This is a genomic window from Pseudomonas sp. 14A (assembly GCF_018132745.1).
GTDB lineage: Bacteria > Pseudomonadota > Gammaproteobacteria > Pseudomonadales > Pseudomonadaceae > Aquipseudomonas > Aquipseudomonas mercuritolerans.
This window is the reverse complement of the sequence record NZ_JAGRQJ010000001.1, coordinates 254,590-269,908: the sequence shown is the minus strand read 5'-3', so window position 1 is coordinate 269,908 and position 15,319 is coordinate 254,590. Positions and strand designations below refer to the sequence as shown.

At 61.4% G+C, this 15,319-nt stretch carries 10 protein-coding genes; 3 read left to right on the top strand and 7 right to left on the bottom strand.

The genetic code is table 11. From position 1 onward, the window contains the following. The first annotated feature begins 130 nt into the window (after positions 1-130). A complete protein-coding gene (locus tag PS14A_RS01100) occupies positions 131-1,495 on the top strand; it encodes a formimidoylglutamate deiminase (RefSeq protein ID WP_212615089.1) in 1,365 nt (454 codons plus the stop codon). Between the two features lie 121 nt (positions 1,496-1,616). Here PS14A_RS01100 and PS14A_RS01095 read toward each other — a convergent pair whose 3' ends face one another. Together PS14A_RS01095 and PS14A_RS01090 are read right to left on the bottom strand one after the other, a co-directional pair. Further along, the gene (locus tag PS14A_RS01095) at positions 1,617-2,186 is read right to left on the bottom strand and encodes a lipocalin family protein (RefSeq protein WP_110602125.1); all 570 of its coding nucleotides are present in this window, start codon (positions 2,184-2,186) and stop codon (positions 1,617-1,619) included. A 29-nt stretch (positions 2,187-2,215) separates the two neighbouring features. Then, complete coding sequence (locus tag PS14A_RS01090) at positions 2,216-2,470, bottom strand: hypothetical protein (protein ID WP_212615088.1); 255 nt, start codon at positions 2,468-2,470, stop codon at positions 2,216-2,218. A 282-nt stretch (positions 2,471-2,752) separates the two neighbouring features. Here PS14A_RS01090 and PS14A_RS01085 point away from each other — a divergent pair, with 282 nt between their 5' ends. After that, on the top strand, positions 2,753-4,645 hold the full coding sequence (locus PS14A_RS01085; protein ID WP_206663002.1) for a methyl-accepting chemotaxis protein: 1,893 nt from the start codon (positions 2,753-2,755) through the stop codon (positions 4,643-4,645). A gap of 310 nt (positions 4,646-4,955) precedes the next feature. Here PS14A_RS01085 and PS14A_RS01080 read toward each other — a convergent pair whose 3' ends face one another. From PS14A_RS01080 to PS14A_RS01060, 5 genes are all read right to left on the bottom strand, one after another. Further along, on the bottom strand, positions 4,956-5,558 hold the full coding sequence (locus PS14A_RS01080; RefSeq protein ID WP_212615087.1) for a DUF924 family protein: 603 nt from the start codon (positions 5,556-5,558) through the stop codon (positions 4,956-4,958). A 3-nt stretch (positions 5,559-5,561) separates the two neighbouring features. Beyond that, the gene (locus PS14A_RS01075; RefSeq protein ID WP_039756611.1) at positions 5,562-6,572 is read right to left on the bottom strand and encodes a class 1 fructose-bisphosphatase; all 1,011 of its coding nucleotides are present in this window, start codon (positions 6,570-6,572) and stop codon (positions 5,562-5,564) included. Positions 6,573-6,864: 292 nt separating this feature from the next. Further along, positions 6,865-8,229 carry a DUF3999 domain-containing protein gene (locus tag PS14A_RS01070; protein WP_212615086.1) on the bottom strand — a complete coding sequence of 455 codons (1,365 nt, stop codon included), beginning with the start codon at positions 8,227-8,229 and terminating at the stop codon, positions 6,865-6,867. After that, positions 8,226-11,807 carry a DUF2339 domain-containing protein gene (locus PS14A_RS01065; protein ID WP_212615085.1) on the bottom strand — a complete coding sequence of 1,194 codons (3,582 nt, stop codon included), beginning with the start codon at positions 11,805-11,807 and terminating at the stop codon, positions 8,226-8,228. Before PS14A_RS01065 ends, PS14A_RS01070 begins: the two co-directional genes overlap by 4 nt. A 251-nt stretch (positions 11,808-12,058) precedes the next feature. After that, positions 12,059-14,509, bottom strand: coding sequence for a glycogen/starch/alpha-glucan phosphorylase (locus tag PS14A_RS01060; RefSeq protein ID WP_212615084.1), 2,451 nt, complete (start codon positions 14,507-14,509; stop codon positions 12,059-12,061). 259 nt (positions 14,510-14,768) lie between these two features. Here PS14A_RS01060 and PS14A_RS01055 point away from each other — a divergent pair, with 259 nt between their 5' ends. Next, entirely contained in the window at positions 14,769-15,206 is a 438-nt protein-coding gene (locus tag PS14A_RS01055; RefSeq protein ID WP_133337377.1) for a YkgJ family cysteine cluster protein, read from the top strand. Positions 15,207-15,319 lie beyond the last annotated feature (113 nt).

Below are 15,319 nucleotides of genomic sequence, written 5' to 3'. Positions count from 1 at the left end.
GAAACTGGAGGCGGAGTCGGCACGGTTGATCCCTGTTCATTGGATGAAAGTGACTAGCTTGCCGGAGTTTACCGGGCAGGCAAACGTCTGTATATGTATATACAAATAACACACGATGGGGTGCCGAACGATGTCCGCCTTCTTTGCCGAACGCGCACTGCTGCCTGAGGGATGGGCCAACAATGTACGTCTCGAGGTCAGCGCCGATGGCCTGTTGACCCGAATCCAGGCCGATTCCAGCGCAGACGAGGCCGAGCGGCTGCGCGGGCCGTTACTGCCGGGGATGCCAAATCTGCACTCCCACGCCTTCCAGCGCGCCATGGCTGGATTGGCCGAAGTGGCCGGCAACCCCAACGACAGTTTCTGGACCTGGCGCGATCTGATGTACCGCCTCGTCGGAAAAATCAGCCCCGATCAGCTCGGCATCATCGCCCGTCAGCTGTACATCGAAATGCTCAAGGCCGGTTACACCTCAGTCGCCGAATTTCACTACGTGCACCACGACAGCAATGGTCAGCCGTACGCCGATCCGGCCGAACTGGCCTTGCGCATCAGTCAGGCCGCGAGCGAAAGCGGTATCGGTCTGACCCTGCTGCCGGTGCTCTATAGCCATTCCGGTTTCGGCGGGCAGATACCCAACGACGGCCAGCGTCGTTTTATCAACAGCACCGAGAATTATCTGAATCTGCAAGCGCGTCTGCAGCCATTACTGGCACAGCAAAAAGCGCAATCGCTGGGCCTGTGTTTCCACTCGCTGCGCGCGGTCACGCCCCAGCAGATCAGCGAAGTGCTCGCCGCCAGCGACAAGCAAATCCCGGTGCACATCCACATCGCCGAGCAGCAGAAGGAAGTTGATGATTGCCTGAGTTGGAGCGGTCGGCGCCCATTGCAATGGCTTTACGAAAACACCGAAGTCGATCAGCGCTGGTGCCTGGTCCACGCCACCCACGCCAACCCGGAAGAAGTCGCGCTGATGGCCAACAGTCGCGCGATCGCCGGGCTGTGTCTGACCACTGAAGCGAATCTGGGCGACGGAATTTTCCCGGCGGTGGACTTTCTTGCCCAGGGCGGGCGCATGGGCATTGGCTCCGACAGCCATGTGTCGCTGAGCGTAGTGGAAGAGTTGCGCTGGCTGGAATATGGCCAGCGCCTGCGCGATCAGCGGCGCAATCGCTTGTATGGCGCGCAGCAGCCGATGGTCGGTCGCACCCTGTATGGCGCCGCGCTGGACGGCGGTGCACAGGCGCTGGGGCAGCCAATTGGCGCTCTGGAAGTGGGCAAGCGCGCGGACTGGATTGTGCTGGATGGCAACGATCCGTATCTGGCGACTGCCAATGGCGACGGGATTCTCAATCGCTGGTTGTTCGCCGGCGGCGATCGCCAGGTGCGCGATGTGCTGGTCAATGGTCAGTGGGTGGTGCGCGATGGCCGGCATGCCGGCGAAGAGGACAGCGCCCGAGCCTTCACCCGGGTCCTGCGCGATCTCTTGGGCTGACCCAAAACCAAACTGTGGGAGCGAGCCTGCTCGCGAACGCGGTGTATCAGTCAATATTCATGTCGACTGATACACCCTCTTCGCGAGCAGGCTCGCTCCCACATTTGATTTGTATAGCGGCTTAATTAGAGGTCTTGGCCATCTGCCGATCCGAAGCCCGCCAGATCAGGCGGGTGGTGTCGTAACCCTGCTGACGCGCCTTGCTCAGCAATTCTTCGCGCACTACACCGTTGACGGTCGGCGTGCGTGACAGCAGCCACAGGTACTTGCGACTCGGATCGCCGACGATGGCGGTCTTGTAATCGTCGCTGACGTACAACACCCAGTACTCGCCCTTCGCCACACCCGGCACCAGGCGCGAGAACCAGTTATCGAATTCGACCCAGAGCTTGTCGGTCTTGCCTGGCACTTGTGGATAAGCCGTGCCCTTGGCTTCTTCCCACTGCCACTCCGGGGTCAGGCAACGGTTGAGCACGCCGACGTTACCGTCAGGCTTGAGGGTGTAGTGGGCTTCGGACTGCGCGCAGTGGCGCTGAAAGAACATCGGCAAGCGTGCCAGTTCATACCAGGTGCCCTGATAACGCTTGAGGTTGACGCTGTTGACGGTCTTGGGCGCCAACGGGTCGACGCCGGAAGTGGCGCAGCCAGCCAGTACCAGGCCAGCAAAAAGGATCAGCAATAACCGCTTCATTTTTTTCTCCGTGGGCGCGAAGCCCCGGTTTACTTCAGGCCTTGGCCGGAAAACATCAGCACTTTGTCACCGGCGTATTGCACGCTGATAAAGCTGTTCTCGTCGCCCCAGGTGCAGCTGGACATACCGAGCGCGCCCGAGCAATCGGTGGGCTTGCCGAGAAGGGTTTCCACTTCGGACTTGGCCATGCCGGCCGAGAGCTTGGAGTAGTTTTCCTGATTGACCTTGCTGCATGCGGCCAACAGCACGCAAAACGACAGCAGGGCGATAGATCGCAGCGACATGGTGAAACTCCTGGAACGAGGGGGGATGGCATGGTGCCAACCAGAAGCTTAGAAGAGAAAAGTGTCATCTGGTTCCGTGGCCGAACGCCTATTTATCAGCCCGCCCGTCTGGCTTTTTTCGGTAAATCAAAAACTTTGTGAAGCCGTCGAGCATTTCGTCGACTTTCCCTGCAAACGCCTAATCTTTGGCGCGGCGCGGTCGAAAATAAGAGCAGCGCAACGCTGCCGAATATGGCAAATTGCCGCCCTTTCTTGACCAGCCCCTTCGCGGTAGTTCATTCGATGACCAGAAACATGAAATTCAGCCACAAGATTTTGCTGGCTGCTGCCCTCGTGGTGGCCGTTGCGTTCGCCTGTTTCATCTTCTTCAACGACTATCGCCAGCGTCAGGCCTTGAGCAGCAGCACCGAAGCGACGATGCAGGAGCTGGGCAGCCTGACCACCAGCAACATCCAGACCTGGCTGGAAAGTCGCATTCAACTGCTGCAATCGCTGTCGCAGCAAGTCGCCGTCGACGGCAACGCGCCCACCAGCCTCAAGCGCATCATCGACCTGCCCGCCTACACCGGCAATTTCCAGCTCAGCTATTTTGGCGGCGCCGACGGCGTGATGTTCTCGGTGCCGGCCGGCAACCGTGCGCCGGACTACGATCCACGGGCGCGCGGCTGGTACAAAGCCGCCAACAGCGCACAACAGACCATCGTCACCGAACCGTACATTGCCGCTTCGTCGGGCAAACTGGTGATCACCGTCGCCACGCCGGTGCAGCGTCAGGGCCAGATGCTCGGCGTGGCCGGGGCCGACATCGATCTGACCAGCGTCAGCGCGATCATCAACTCGCTGAACTTCGGCGGCCACGGTCATGCGTTCATCGTCAGCGCCGAAGGCAAGATCCTGATTCACCCGGACAGCAAACTGGTGCTCAAGACCCTCGCCGAGGCCTATCCGAACGGCGCGCCTCAAGTCAGCCCGGGCCTGAAAGAAGTCGAGTTCGACGGCAAGACCCAGTTGATTTCCTTCACTCGCGTCAACGGAGTGCCATCGGCTGACTGGTACGTGGCGCTGGTGCTCGATAAAGACACCGCGTTCTCGATGCTCAGCGAATTCCGCACCTCGGCGCTGATCGCCATGGTCATCGCGGTGCTGATCATCATCGGCCTGCTTGGCATGCTGATTCGCGTGCTGATGCAGCCACTTCTGACCATGGGCCGCGCGATGCATGACATCGCTGAAGGCGAAGGCGACCTGACCAAACGTCTGGTGATTCACGGCAATGATGAATTCGGCGCGCTGGGAACGTCGTTCAACCGCTTCGTCGAGCGCATTCATACGTCGATCCGCGAAGTGTCTTCGGCCACCGGCCAGGTCAACGAAGTCGCTCTGCGAGTAGTCGCTGCCTCGAACTCGTCGATGTACAACTCCGACCAGCAGGCCAGCCGCACCAACAGCGTTGCGGCCGCGATCAATCAGCTCGGCGCCGCCGCTCAGGAAATCGCCCAGAACGCCGCCCTCGCCTCGCAGCATTCCAGCGACGCACGCAGCCTGGCGGTCGATGGCCAGCAGGTAGTGGATAAAACCATCCAGGCCATGCAGCAACTGTCGGCGAAGATCAGCGACTCCTGCGGCAACATCGAAACGCTTAACAGCAACACGGTGAACATCGGTCAGATTCTCGAAGTGATCACCAGCATTTCCCAGCAGACCAACCTGCTCGCACTCAACGCCGCCATCGAAGCCGCGCGTGCCGGTGAGGCCGGGCGTGGTTTCGCCGTGGTCGCCGATGAGGTCCGCAATCTAGCCCACCGCACCCAGGATTCGGCGCAGCAAGTGCAGAAGATGATCGAAGAGCTGCAGGTCGGCGCACGTCAGGCGGTGACCATCATGACCGAGAGCCAGCGTGAGAGCGAAAGCAGCGTCGGCATCGCCAACCAGGCCGGCGAGCGTCTGGGCAGCGTGACCCAGCGCATCGGCGAAATCGACGGCATGAACCAGTCGGTGGCCACCGCGACCGAAGAACAGACAGCCGTGGTCGAGTCGATCAACGTTGATATCAACGAGATCAACACGCTGAACCAGGAAGGCGTGGAGAACTTGCAGGCGACGTTGCGCGCCTGTTCGGATCTTGAGCAGCAAGCCGCGCGGTTGAAGCATCTGGTCGGCAGCTTCAGGATCTAAGCCGCGGCCTCAGGCTTCCTCGCGAGCAGGCTCGCTCCCACAGGGATCTCCGGTGGTTACACAATTTGAGTGCATCACCAGATCCTGTGGGAGCGAGCCTGCTCGCGAAAGCGGCCTGCATCACGCAGAATGTCTTCAATATAAACATCGGGAATTTGCCAGATGAACAAGAAACACAACGGGGTTCATCCAGATCAAATCACATTATTGGCAATCCTTGCGCTGGGTAGCGAGGAAATCGATCGAGGAAACTATACAAACGCTGAAGACGTATTTCTTGAGCTAGATGAACTGGATCCAGCCCAGCAAACTAGAACCGTGATCCAGGTTTGGAAAGAAATACCAACTCTTCAGCCGTAGACTCCCGCCCCAACACCGCATTGCGATGCGGAAACCGGCCAAATCGGGCAATCACTTTCTGATGCCGCTCGGCATAGTCCAGGTTATCGGCAAACACCGCCCGCTCCGACTCTGGCTGTTCAGCCACCAATTCAATAAATCTGGAAACGGCTTCGTTCTGCACCGCGAGGTTTTCGCAGTGTTCGAACACCAGATAAATGAAAACGCGCTGAATCGGCTTCAATTGCCGATCAAAATCCGCCGCAACGCCTTGCGCGACGAGCTTCTGCGCAAGCAGATCACCGGAAAAGGCTTTGGGAGTGTCGCGATAGATCATGCGCGGCAATTGATCAAGCAACAGCACCACCGCCAGCCAACCTTCGGGACATTGCGTCCACTCGGTCAATTCGCCGGCCAGGGCCTGATCGACAAAGACCCCGAAACGCGTCTGCGCTTCGAGGTCTTGGCTGTTTCGCTTGCCGAACCACAACTTGCCCTTTTCGGCCGCTACTTCGCTGGCTGATTCGGCGTGTCCGAACCACCAGTCGAGCAACGGCTGCCAGGGCGCGTGCATGGTTTATTCCTTGTGGTAAGCCGTGGCGCGGGCGACTTCTTCTTTCGAACCGAGGAACACTGCAACGCGCTGGTGCAGGCCTTCCGGCTGGATGTCGAGAATACGCTGGTGACCGTCGGTGGACGCGCCACCGGCCTGTTCAACGAGGAACGACATCGGATTGGCTTCGTACATCAGGCGCAGCTTGCCCGGTTTCGACGGCTCGCGGCTGTCGCGCGGGTACATGAACAGACCGCCACGGGTCAGAATGCGGTGTACGTCGGCAACCATCGCCGCGACCCAACGCATGTTGTAGTTCTTCTTCAACGGGCCTTCTTCACCGGCCAGCAGCTCGCCGACATAGCGCTGCACCGGGGCTTCCCAGTGACGCTGGTTGGACATGTTGATGGCGAATTCCTGAGTGGTTTCAGGAATGGTGATGTCTTCGTGAGTCAGGACGAAGCTGCCCATTTCACGATCGAGGGTGAAGCCTTTGACGCCGTCGCCCAGGGTCAGCACCAGCATGGTCTGCGGGCCGTAGATCGCGTAACCGGCGGCCACTTGCTGAGTGCCTGGCTGCAAGAAGGCTTTTTCGTTCAGCGGCTCGTTCTGGCTCAGGTATTCGTTCGGGCAACGCAGTACCGAGAAGATCGTGCCGACCGGGGCGTTGATGTCGATGTTCGACGAGCCGTCCAGTGGGTCGAACACCAGCAGGTACGCGCCTTTCGGGTATTTGCCCGGGATCTGGTAGGCATTGTCCATTTCTTCGGACGCCATGCCGGCCAGGTGACCGCCCCATTCGTTGGCTTCGAGCAGGATCTCGTTCGACAGCACGTCGAGCTTCTTCTGCACTTCGCCTTGCACGTTCTCGGTGCCCATGCTGCCCAGAACACCACCCAGGGCGCCTTTGGACACGGCGTGGCTGATCTCCTTGCAGGCACGCGCCACCACTTCGATCAAAAAGCGCAGATCGGCAGGAGTGTTGTTGCTGCGGGTCTGCTCAATCAAATAGCGACTCAAGGTAACGCGGGACATGGACGGCTCCGGTGGAATGGGGGGCGGAAAACCCGCGCAGTTTACAGGGAGTCTGAAAACCTAGCGAGCGAAGACGCCGGCTAACGTGCGCCTGGGTGTATTTGCCTGTATGAGACGTGATTGTTGGTGGAGAGTTCAGGTGTCGGATTGAGCGTAGTTCGGTTCGGCATGAGCGATTGAAGATTTTCAGTGTCTGCCCGGGCGCTTTCGCGAGCAGGCTCGCTCCCACAGGGCAATGCATTCCATTGTGGGAGCGAGCCCGCTCGCGAACGGCGCGCAGCGCCGGCCATGCTCAGGTATTGGCAGGCGGCTTGCGCAACAGGCTGAACGCCATCGCCCCGAGAAACACCACACTGAGCAACAACACCGCCCACAAGCCGAGTTTCTTCCAATTGGTTCCGGCCACCGCAGCCGTGGTAGCCGTCGAGGTCTGCGTGGCCAGCGCTTCGCCCTGCACCGTTGCCTTGCCCAGGCTCGCCAGTTTTTCTGGCTTGAAATCCGGAATCAACGTTGCCAGCGGCAGGTTCGCCGTTTTTACTGTCGGATTGCCCAACGCCAGGCTGTACGGACCTTCGCCGCGGGCAAGGAAAATCACCTGGGTGGCGCGCACTGCGTATTTCAGGTCCGGCGCCTGCTCACCCAACCCGCCGCCGCGCTCATCCACGGTCAGCTTGAGTTGCTGCACGGTCTGCCCGGACAGCGGGATTTCGTTCTGCACCACATCCTGATTGTTCTGGCTCAGGCGATACAGCAAACCGCTGCTCAGTGGCTGCCACGGCAAGTTGCTTTCACGTCGACCAGCCAACGTGACCGGCGCCAGACTGTTCGGCTGTTTCAGCTCAATCTGCACCCGCTCGACATTCAGCCCCATCGGCAACTGCCAGGTGTATTCCCCGGATTTGCTGCTGCTGCCGGCCACGCTGGGCGACCACACCAAAGGCAGCGGCAGGTTGCGCGGGTCGCTGCTTTTCAATTGCGCCGACGTCAGGACGGGCGCCGAACCCGGCGACTCCCACAACAGGCGCACATAGCGCGCGGTCTGCCCCGGCAAAGTCACTTCGTGCTGTTCGATGCGCTCATCGGAAAAGGTCAGCCGTGCCACCTGGCCCTCGCCCCATGCCTGCCAGTGCTGCAGATCGTCGCTGGCCTCGATGCTGAAACGCTGGAAACCGTCGCGCTCGCTGGTCCAGTCGAGGACCAACTGCTGCAATGGCGCCTTGATCGCGCTGGCATCGAGCAGCCAGCCGCGCAGCACTTCTTCGCCCGCCTCCAGTTGCGAGGACGGTTGCACTTCGACCAGTGTGCCGTTGGTGGTCGACTGCACGCGCACGTTCGGCGCGCGCTCGCTGGCATCGGCGGCGTTGTACAGCGGGAACCACTTGACCTCATGCAGCTTGCCGTCGTCGCGGGTCTGCGCCGATTCGCGAGCCAAGGCATAGGCCTGCGCTTCGCCGGCGGCGTTGAACACACGCAGGTCGCCGAGATCGGTCTGGCGCGCCTGCAATTGCGCGCTCAGCGGCAGGTCGAGGCGATACCACGGGCCATTGCCGCTCACCGTCAACGGCACTTGCGTGGCGAAGTCCGCCGGTTTTTCCTGAGCGCCAGCGACCATCACCACGCCCAGCGCCAACCACCCCAGATTCAGCATGCGACTCAAGATGCAACTCCTTCGGTTTCCGGCGCGGGTTTGTCCGCCGCCGGTTCGGCCTCGACGCGTTTGGGTGGCAGCGGCGCGAAGTAGCCGACCACCAGCAGCAATACGCCGACACCGATAAACGAGACGATCCGGGCGAGGCCGCCACGGTTGCTCAGTTCGACAAAAATCAGTTTGGCCACCACCAGCGCAATCAGTGCCGCGCCGATCAGCCACACTTCGCGGCGATGGCGCAGATGGCCGCCGATCATCAGCCCCAGCGCCATCAACGTCCAGACGATCGACAGGCCGGCCTGCACCAGCATCGACGCGAGCAGTTGATCAAGCTCGAACGGAATACCGGCCCAGTGATGCGCGGCGCGAGTGACCAGCGCGGTGCAGAAGGCGAACAGCGAAACCCCGGCGATCAGTTGCGTGGCATGGTCGGCGTAGTCCTTACGGATCGACAGTTGTGCAACCGCACTGCGCGACCAGACATAAACGCCGAACAGCGCGAACAACAGGCCCAACTCCAACGGGTTGAGCAGCGGCACATAGGGCAACGGTTCGGCATTGCCATCGCTGACGCCATTGGCCAGCCAGAACCACGCCAGCATCAACACCGCCAGCGGTGCCGCCGCATACAAGCGGTACTCGCGGGCAAATGCGGCCACCGGCCACGGCCACGTACGGTGAGCAGCCATCAGCAACAGATAGAGGCTCGGCAGAATCGCCCAGCCCAGCCAGCGCCACGCGTTGTACTGCTCGGACAACAGCAGCAGGCCGTAACGCAACTCCAGCGCCAGCACGCCAATCAGCAGCCAGCAACCGAGCACATGGGCCACGCTCAATGCGCGCGCCGGCAACATCGACGCCAAGCGGCGCAGGCTGAAGAAGTGCACCGCGAACAGCGCCGGCCACGCCAGCCAGCCGAAGTCGGCGGCCGGGTGGTAGCGCGAATGCCAAGCGCCGAGCAAAACCAGCGCCGCCACCGGAATCAGCAAGGTGCAGAGCAACCCCAGCGCCGGCCATTTCAAGCGCAGTGACAAAATCGTCCACAGCGCCACACTGATCGCAGCGACCAGCAGCAACAATGTGCCTTGCAGGTTCGGCGAGGCGAAACGCAGGATTTCGCTGACCCACGCCAGCGTCCACCAACCGGCGCCCCAGACCAGCAGCACTTGCGACAAGCGCTGCAAACTCAAGGCATCAAAAGCCGTGGCATGGTTGCCCAAATGCAAGCGCCACGCACCGATCAGCGCGGCCAGCCCCAGCACCAGCGGCGTCCAGAAGCCGCCATGGGCCAGCGGTTTCAGCCCTTCGCTGGACAGCGGCCCGAGCCATTCGGGGCCGGCGAGCAGAAACGCCGCGCCGCCGACCACCTGCAACAGCAGTCCGAAGACGAAACTCAGACGCTGTTGCAGGTACAGGCTCAGCCAGATGATCAGCAAGCCGCTGGCCGCCCACACTGCACTCGCGGTTTGCCACGGCAGCACGAACAGCACCGCCAGATTGATCAGCACCAAGCCGGCCAGCAGCACCACCGACAAGCCGCGCAGCAGGCGTACATCGCCGCGCACCATCTCGTCCCGCGCCGCCAGCAGCATGCCGCCAATCAAGGCCAGACCGATCAAGGACGCACTGAGCAAACCGCTCCAGCCAGCGCTGAACACCGCCGCCGAATCTTCGCCGGCCGTTTGCAGGCGCAGCAGAAACAACGCGCCGCCCAGCAACTGCACGGCGAACGCGGTAAACAGGAATGTGCGCGATTGAATTCGCAAGCCAACAAACAAGGTCGCCAACCCGGCCAAGGCCCAACTGATCGCGGTGCTCTGGACGAACAGGAACAACGGCGCCAGTAGATACAGGAACGTCAGACCCAGACATGCCAGCACTGGCAGGCCTTGCCTTTCCCACGGCAATGTTTGCTCGGGCGTAGCCTTGCGCAGTTGGAAGAAACTGAACAGCAGCGCGGCGCCAAGCATCAGCGCGCCCAGCGGTGCGCCGTCGAGCAGGCTGCTGTCGCCGAGCTGCAACTGGCTGAGAAACGCCAGTGCCGAACCCAGTTGCAGCAGTAAGGCAAAGGCCCGGGCAAACGGCCGATGCTGACGTAAACCAAGCCAGAAAATCCCCGCTCCTTCCACGGCCCACGCCGCAGAAGTCCAGCGCGCATCGAGCCCCAGCGGAATCGCCAGGCTGGCGAAAATCACTCCCAGCGCCAGGCAGGTTTCGCCCAGCAGCATCGCGCGCCCGCCCATCAAAACTTTGGCCAGCGCCATATAGATCATGCCCAGCGCCAACGCACTGAACGCCGCCGCGAATTCGAGATGCTGCACCAGCGCGAACTGCAATCCGAAGCCGATGATCGGCGGGCCGAACAGCAGGGTGCCGTCGACGTAATCGCCCTTGCGCGCCGACCATTGCAGCAACGCCTCGCGATCAGCCTCCGCCGGAGCATCATGCAGGTCGCGCAATTTGCGCCGGGCGAACAGCAGGCCGATGGCGAGGTACATGAGGAAAAACACAATCAGGAACGGCTCGGTGCTCCACAGCAATTCCGGCGTGTAGGAACGCAGGCCCCAGGCGAAACCGATACCGAAGGTGCCGACAAAGCCGATCAGGTTGAGCAGGCGCCAGGCCTTGAACCAGGCGATAGCGAGAATGCCGGCGTTGAGCAGCGCGAAATAGCTGAACAGCGCGACGTGATTGCCCTCGCCCGTAGAAGTCAGGATTGGCGCGGCGAAACCACCGAGCGCCGCCACTGCCGCCAGCCCCAAGGCATCCTGAGTGATCGCCAGAATTGCCGAGAAAACTGTCACCGCGACCAGCAAACCGAGTGCAGCGGACGGATCAAGCAACGGATGCAAACGCATCGCCGCAAACACCGTCAGGTACAACACCGCGATCCCGGTGCCTTGCAGCATCAATGCATAGTTGCTGTTGCGTCGGCGCAACCACCAGCCCAGCGCAAGCAGAGCCAACGCCGCTGCCGCGACGCCGGCGTAACGCAACTCGATCGGCACCACCATGCCTTCGGTGGCGTAACGCAGTAAAAACGCCAGACCGAAAAATAGCAGCACCACACCGACGCGCAGCACTGTATTGCCGCCAAACAGCCAGTTGCGCGCAGCGCTGATGCCGCGTTCGATCAGGTTCGGGCCACGGGGTTGGGCGGGTTTTTGCGGTGGTGCAACGGGAGCCGGTTCGGCGCGCCAGACATCGGCCGGCAGCGGCTGGCTGGTTTCGCGGGCGACGGCGGAAATCGGTTCGAGTTCGGGAGGCAGTTCCCAGATCAGTTCAGGGGTCAGGGCAGCCTGCTCAGCCACGTCGACGGGTGCGGCGACTGGCTCGGCTTCAGGTGGCGGCGCGGGCGCATGCGAGGGCAAACCCTCCAGCACAAACAGCCGCTGAGCCACGCCTTGCAAGGCTTCGCGCACCTGCTCGAGTTGGCGCTGCTGCTCCGCCGCCTGCGAGCCGAGGCGCGCAATGCGAAGCATCTGGCCGATGACCAGCCCCAGCAGCGCACCCAACAGCGCGCCACTGACAGACTCGTCAAGCAGCCCACCGAGCACCAGCCCGATCAACATGAACATCCATTGCATGGTCGATATCCCTAAGCAGCCCCGAGACGGGGCGAGTCCGGCGATGGCTTCAGTCTAGGCACAAACCTTGTGGGAGCGAGCCTGCTCGCGAAGGCGGATTGTCAGCCAACATTTCTGTTTAAGTCGACGATCGCTTCGCGAGCAGGCTCGCTCCCACAGGGGATGGCGGTGATTGATGCCTTTTAACCGGCGCTCAGTATATCGATCCGGCCCAACAAACGTTGGGCCCTGCGCAGATTTGTTGCGGAAAGTTACTCAAGCGCTTTCCAGATATCCGTGGCGTACTCGCGAATCGTCCGGTCGGAAGAGAACCAGCCCATCCGCGAGGTGTTGAGCACCGCCGAACGCCACCAGTTCTGCGAGTCGTGCCAGTGCGCATCGACACGCTTCTGCGCTTCCCAGTAGGAGTCGAAGTCGGCGCAGACCAGGAAGCGGTCGTAGTCGATCAGTGAGTCGATCAGGCCGGTGTAGCGCGAGGTGTCGTCCGGCGAGAACACACCGCTGCGAATCGCTTGCAGCACATCGTTCAAACGATGGGATGCAGCGATGTCGGGCACGGCGCTGAACTCGTGGTTCTGCTTGCGCGCTTCAACCTGTTGCGCGCTGAGGCCGAAGATGAACATGTGCTCGGCGCCGATACGCTCGCACATCTCCACGTTGGCGCCGTCGAGGGTGCCGATGGTCAGCGCGCCGTTGAGGCCGAACTTCATGTTGCTGGTGCCCGACGCCTCGAATCCGGCGGTGGAAATCTGCTCGGACAGGTCCGCCGCCGGAATGATGCTCTCGGCGAGGCTGACGTTGTAGTTGGGCAGGAACACCACTTTCAGCAGGCCACGCACGGTCGGGTCGTTATTCACCACCCGGGCGATGTCGTTGGTCAGTTTGATGATCAGTTTGGCCTGGTGATAGCTCGCCGCCGCTTTACCGGCGAAGATCTTCACGCGCGGCACCCAGTCGACTTCCGGCTCGGCACGGATCGCCTGATACAGCGCCACGGTGTGCAGCAGGTTGAGCAACTGACGCTTGTACTCGTGGATGCGCTTGACCTGTACGTCGAACATCGCCGCCGGGTTGACGGCAATCCCCAAGCGTTCATGAATCAGATAGGCCAGAGCTTTCTTGGAGTGCAGGCGCTGCTCGGCGAAGGCTTTGCGGAACGCGGTTTTCTCGGCGAACGGCTCGAGTTCGAGCAGGCGCTCTTCGGGATGGTCGAGCAGGTCCGGGCCGAGGGCATCGACCAGCATCGAGGTCAGTTCCGGGTTGGCCTGATACAGCCAGCGGCGGAAGGTGATGCCGTTGGTTTTGTTGTTGATCCGCTCCGGATAGAGCTTGTGCAGTTCGGCGAATACGGTTTTGCGCATCAGTTGCGTGTGCAGACCGGACACGCCGTTGACGCTGTGCGAACCGAGGAACGCGAGGTTACCCATGCGCACCCGGCGACCGTTGTCTTCTTCGATCAGCGACACCGCGCGCAATACATCGAAGTCATGAATGCCCTTGGCCCGCAGCGAGTCGATGTGCTGCGCGTTGATCAGATAAATGATCTGCATGTGCCGAGGCAGCATGCGCTCCATCAGCCCGACCGGCCAGGTTTCCAGCGCTTCCGGCAGCAGCGTGTGGTTGGTGTACGACAGCGTGTCGACGGTGACTTGCCATGCCGCGTCCCACGCCACGTCGTAGACGTCGACCAGTTGCCGCATCAGTTCGGCCACCGCGATCGAGGGGTGAGTGTCGTTGAGCTGGATTGCCGCGTGATCACCCAAGGTCAGCACCGAGGTGTGCATGTTGCGGTGACGGCGCAGCAGATCCTGCAGCGAGGCGGCGACAAAGAAGTATTCCTGGCGCAGGCGCAGCTCTTGCCCGGCTTCGGTGCTGTCGGCCGGGTAGAGGACGCGGGAAATACTTTCGGCGCGGGCCACCTCAGCCACGGCGCCCAAGTGGTCACCGGCGTTGAAGCGCTCCAGGTGCAGGTCTTCCATGGCGCGGGCACGCCACAGGCGCAAGGTGTTGACGCTCGCCCCGCGCCAGCCGACTACCGGCGTGTCGTAGGCAATCGCCCGAACGGTTTCCGCCGGCGACCAGACCTGACGGGTCTTGCCGTTGGCATCGGTGACGGTTTCGACGCTGCCGCCGAAGCCGATCGGGTACACCACTTCCGGCCGTTCGAACTCCCACGGATTGCCGAAATCCAGCCAGTGTTCGGTCTGCTCCTGTTGCCAGCCATCGACGATCGCCTGACGGAACAAGCCGTGTTCATAACGAATGCCATAGCCATGGCCGGCGATGCCGAGGGTCGACATGCTTTCCATGAAGCACGCTGCCAGACGCCCGAGGCCGCCGTTGCCGAGCGCCGCGTCCGGTTCCAGCAGACGAATGCGTTCCAGATCGACGCCCAGCTCGGTCAGAGCTTCACGGGCGACGTCGAGCAGGCCGAGGTTGCTCAGGCTGTCGTAGAGCAGGCGGCCGATGAGAAATTCCAGCGAGAGGTAATAAACGCGCTTCTGGCCTTTGCGGTAGATCTGCCGGGTGTGGTCCATCCAGTGTTCGACCATGTGATCACGCGCAGCCAGGGCGATGGCTTCGAACCAGTCATGGTCGAAGGCGTGATCGGGGTCTTTGCCCACGGCGTAGGTGAGTTTGGTCAGGACGGCGTCGCGGAACGCGGCCACCTCTGCTTCGCGAACTAGTGGTTCTTGAGTCATCAACAGGACCTCGAGCGAGCGGGAATTTTCTGAGCCTAGACGGTCTGACCGGCGGTAACGGCTCTGGTTCGGCAGTATTTGCGCGGACTGTGCGCCAGTGCGACATAACCTTGGCGGATGAGCCAATGAATGCAGGGGCCGTGCCGTCCTGTCGGGAAAAATGCGGCCGCTGCAAAAATATCCGGCGAAAGGTTGTTCAAAATTCCACCGCTCCCGGTATGATCGCGCGCCCTGATGCATACACGCCTGGTAACTCCCGATGATGAAGCCCAACCTGATCGCCGCCGCCGAGATTGATCGTCTCGATACGTGGGCCAAATATTCGGCACCGATGTGCGGCTCGTGCATGTCCAGCTGCTGCACGCTACCGGTCGAAGTGAAGATCAAGGATCTGGTGCGCATCGGCGTGGTCGACGAGTTCGAACTGGGCGATCCGCCAAAGAACATCGCCAAGCGTCTGCAAAAGGAAGGTCTGGTCGAGCGCTTCAATCAGAAGTCAGGGATCTTCACCCTGCAGCGCATGAGCAACAACGACTGCTATTACCTGGATCGTAAAACGCGCCTGTGCACCATTTATGACAAGCGCCCGGACACCTGCCGCAACCACCCGAAGATCGGCCCGCGGCCGGGGTATTGCGCTTACAAGCCGAAAGAAGTCGAGCGGGTGCAGAATTTCCGGGCGATCGAGAAGTTTTAACAGCAAACCCTCACCCCAGCCCTCTCCCAGAGGGAGAGGGAGCCGACCGAGGTGTCTGGCGCCATACATCGACCTGAAACACCCAGTCGATTATGGATTCAGCAGAATTCTTT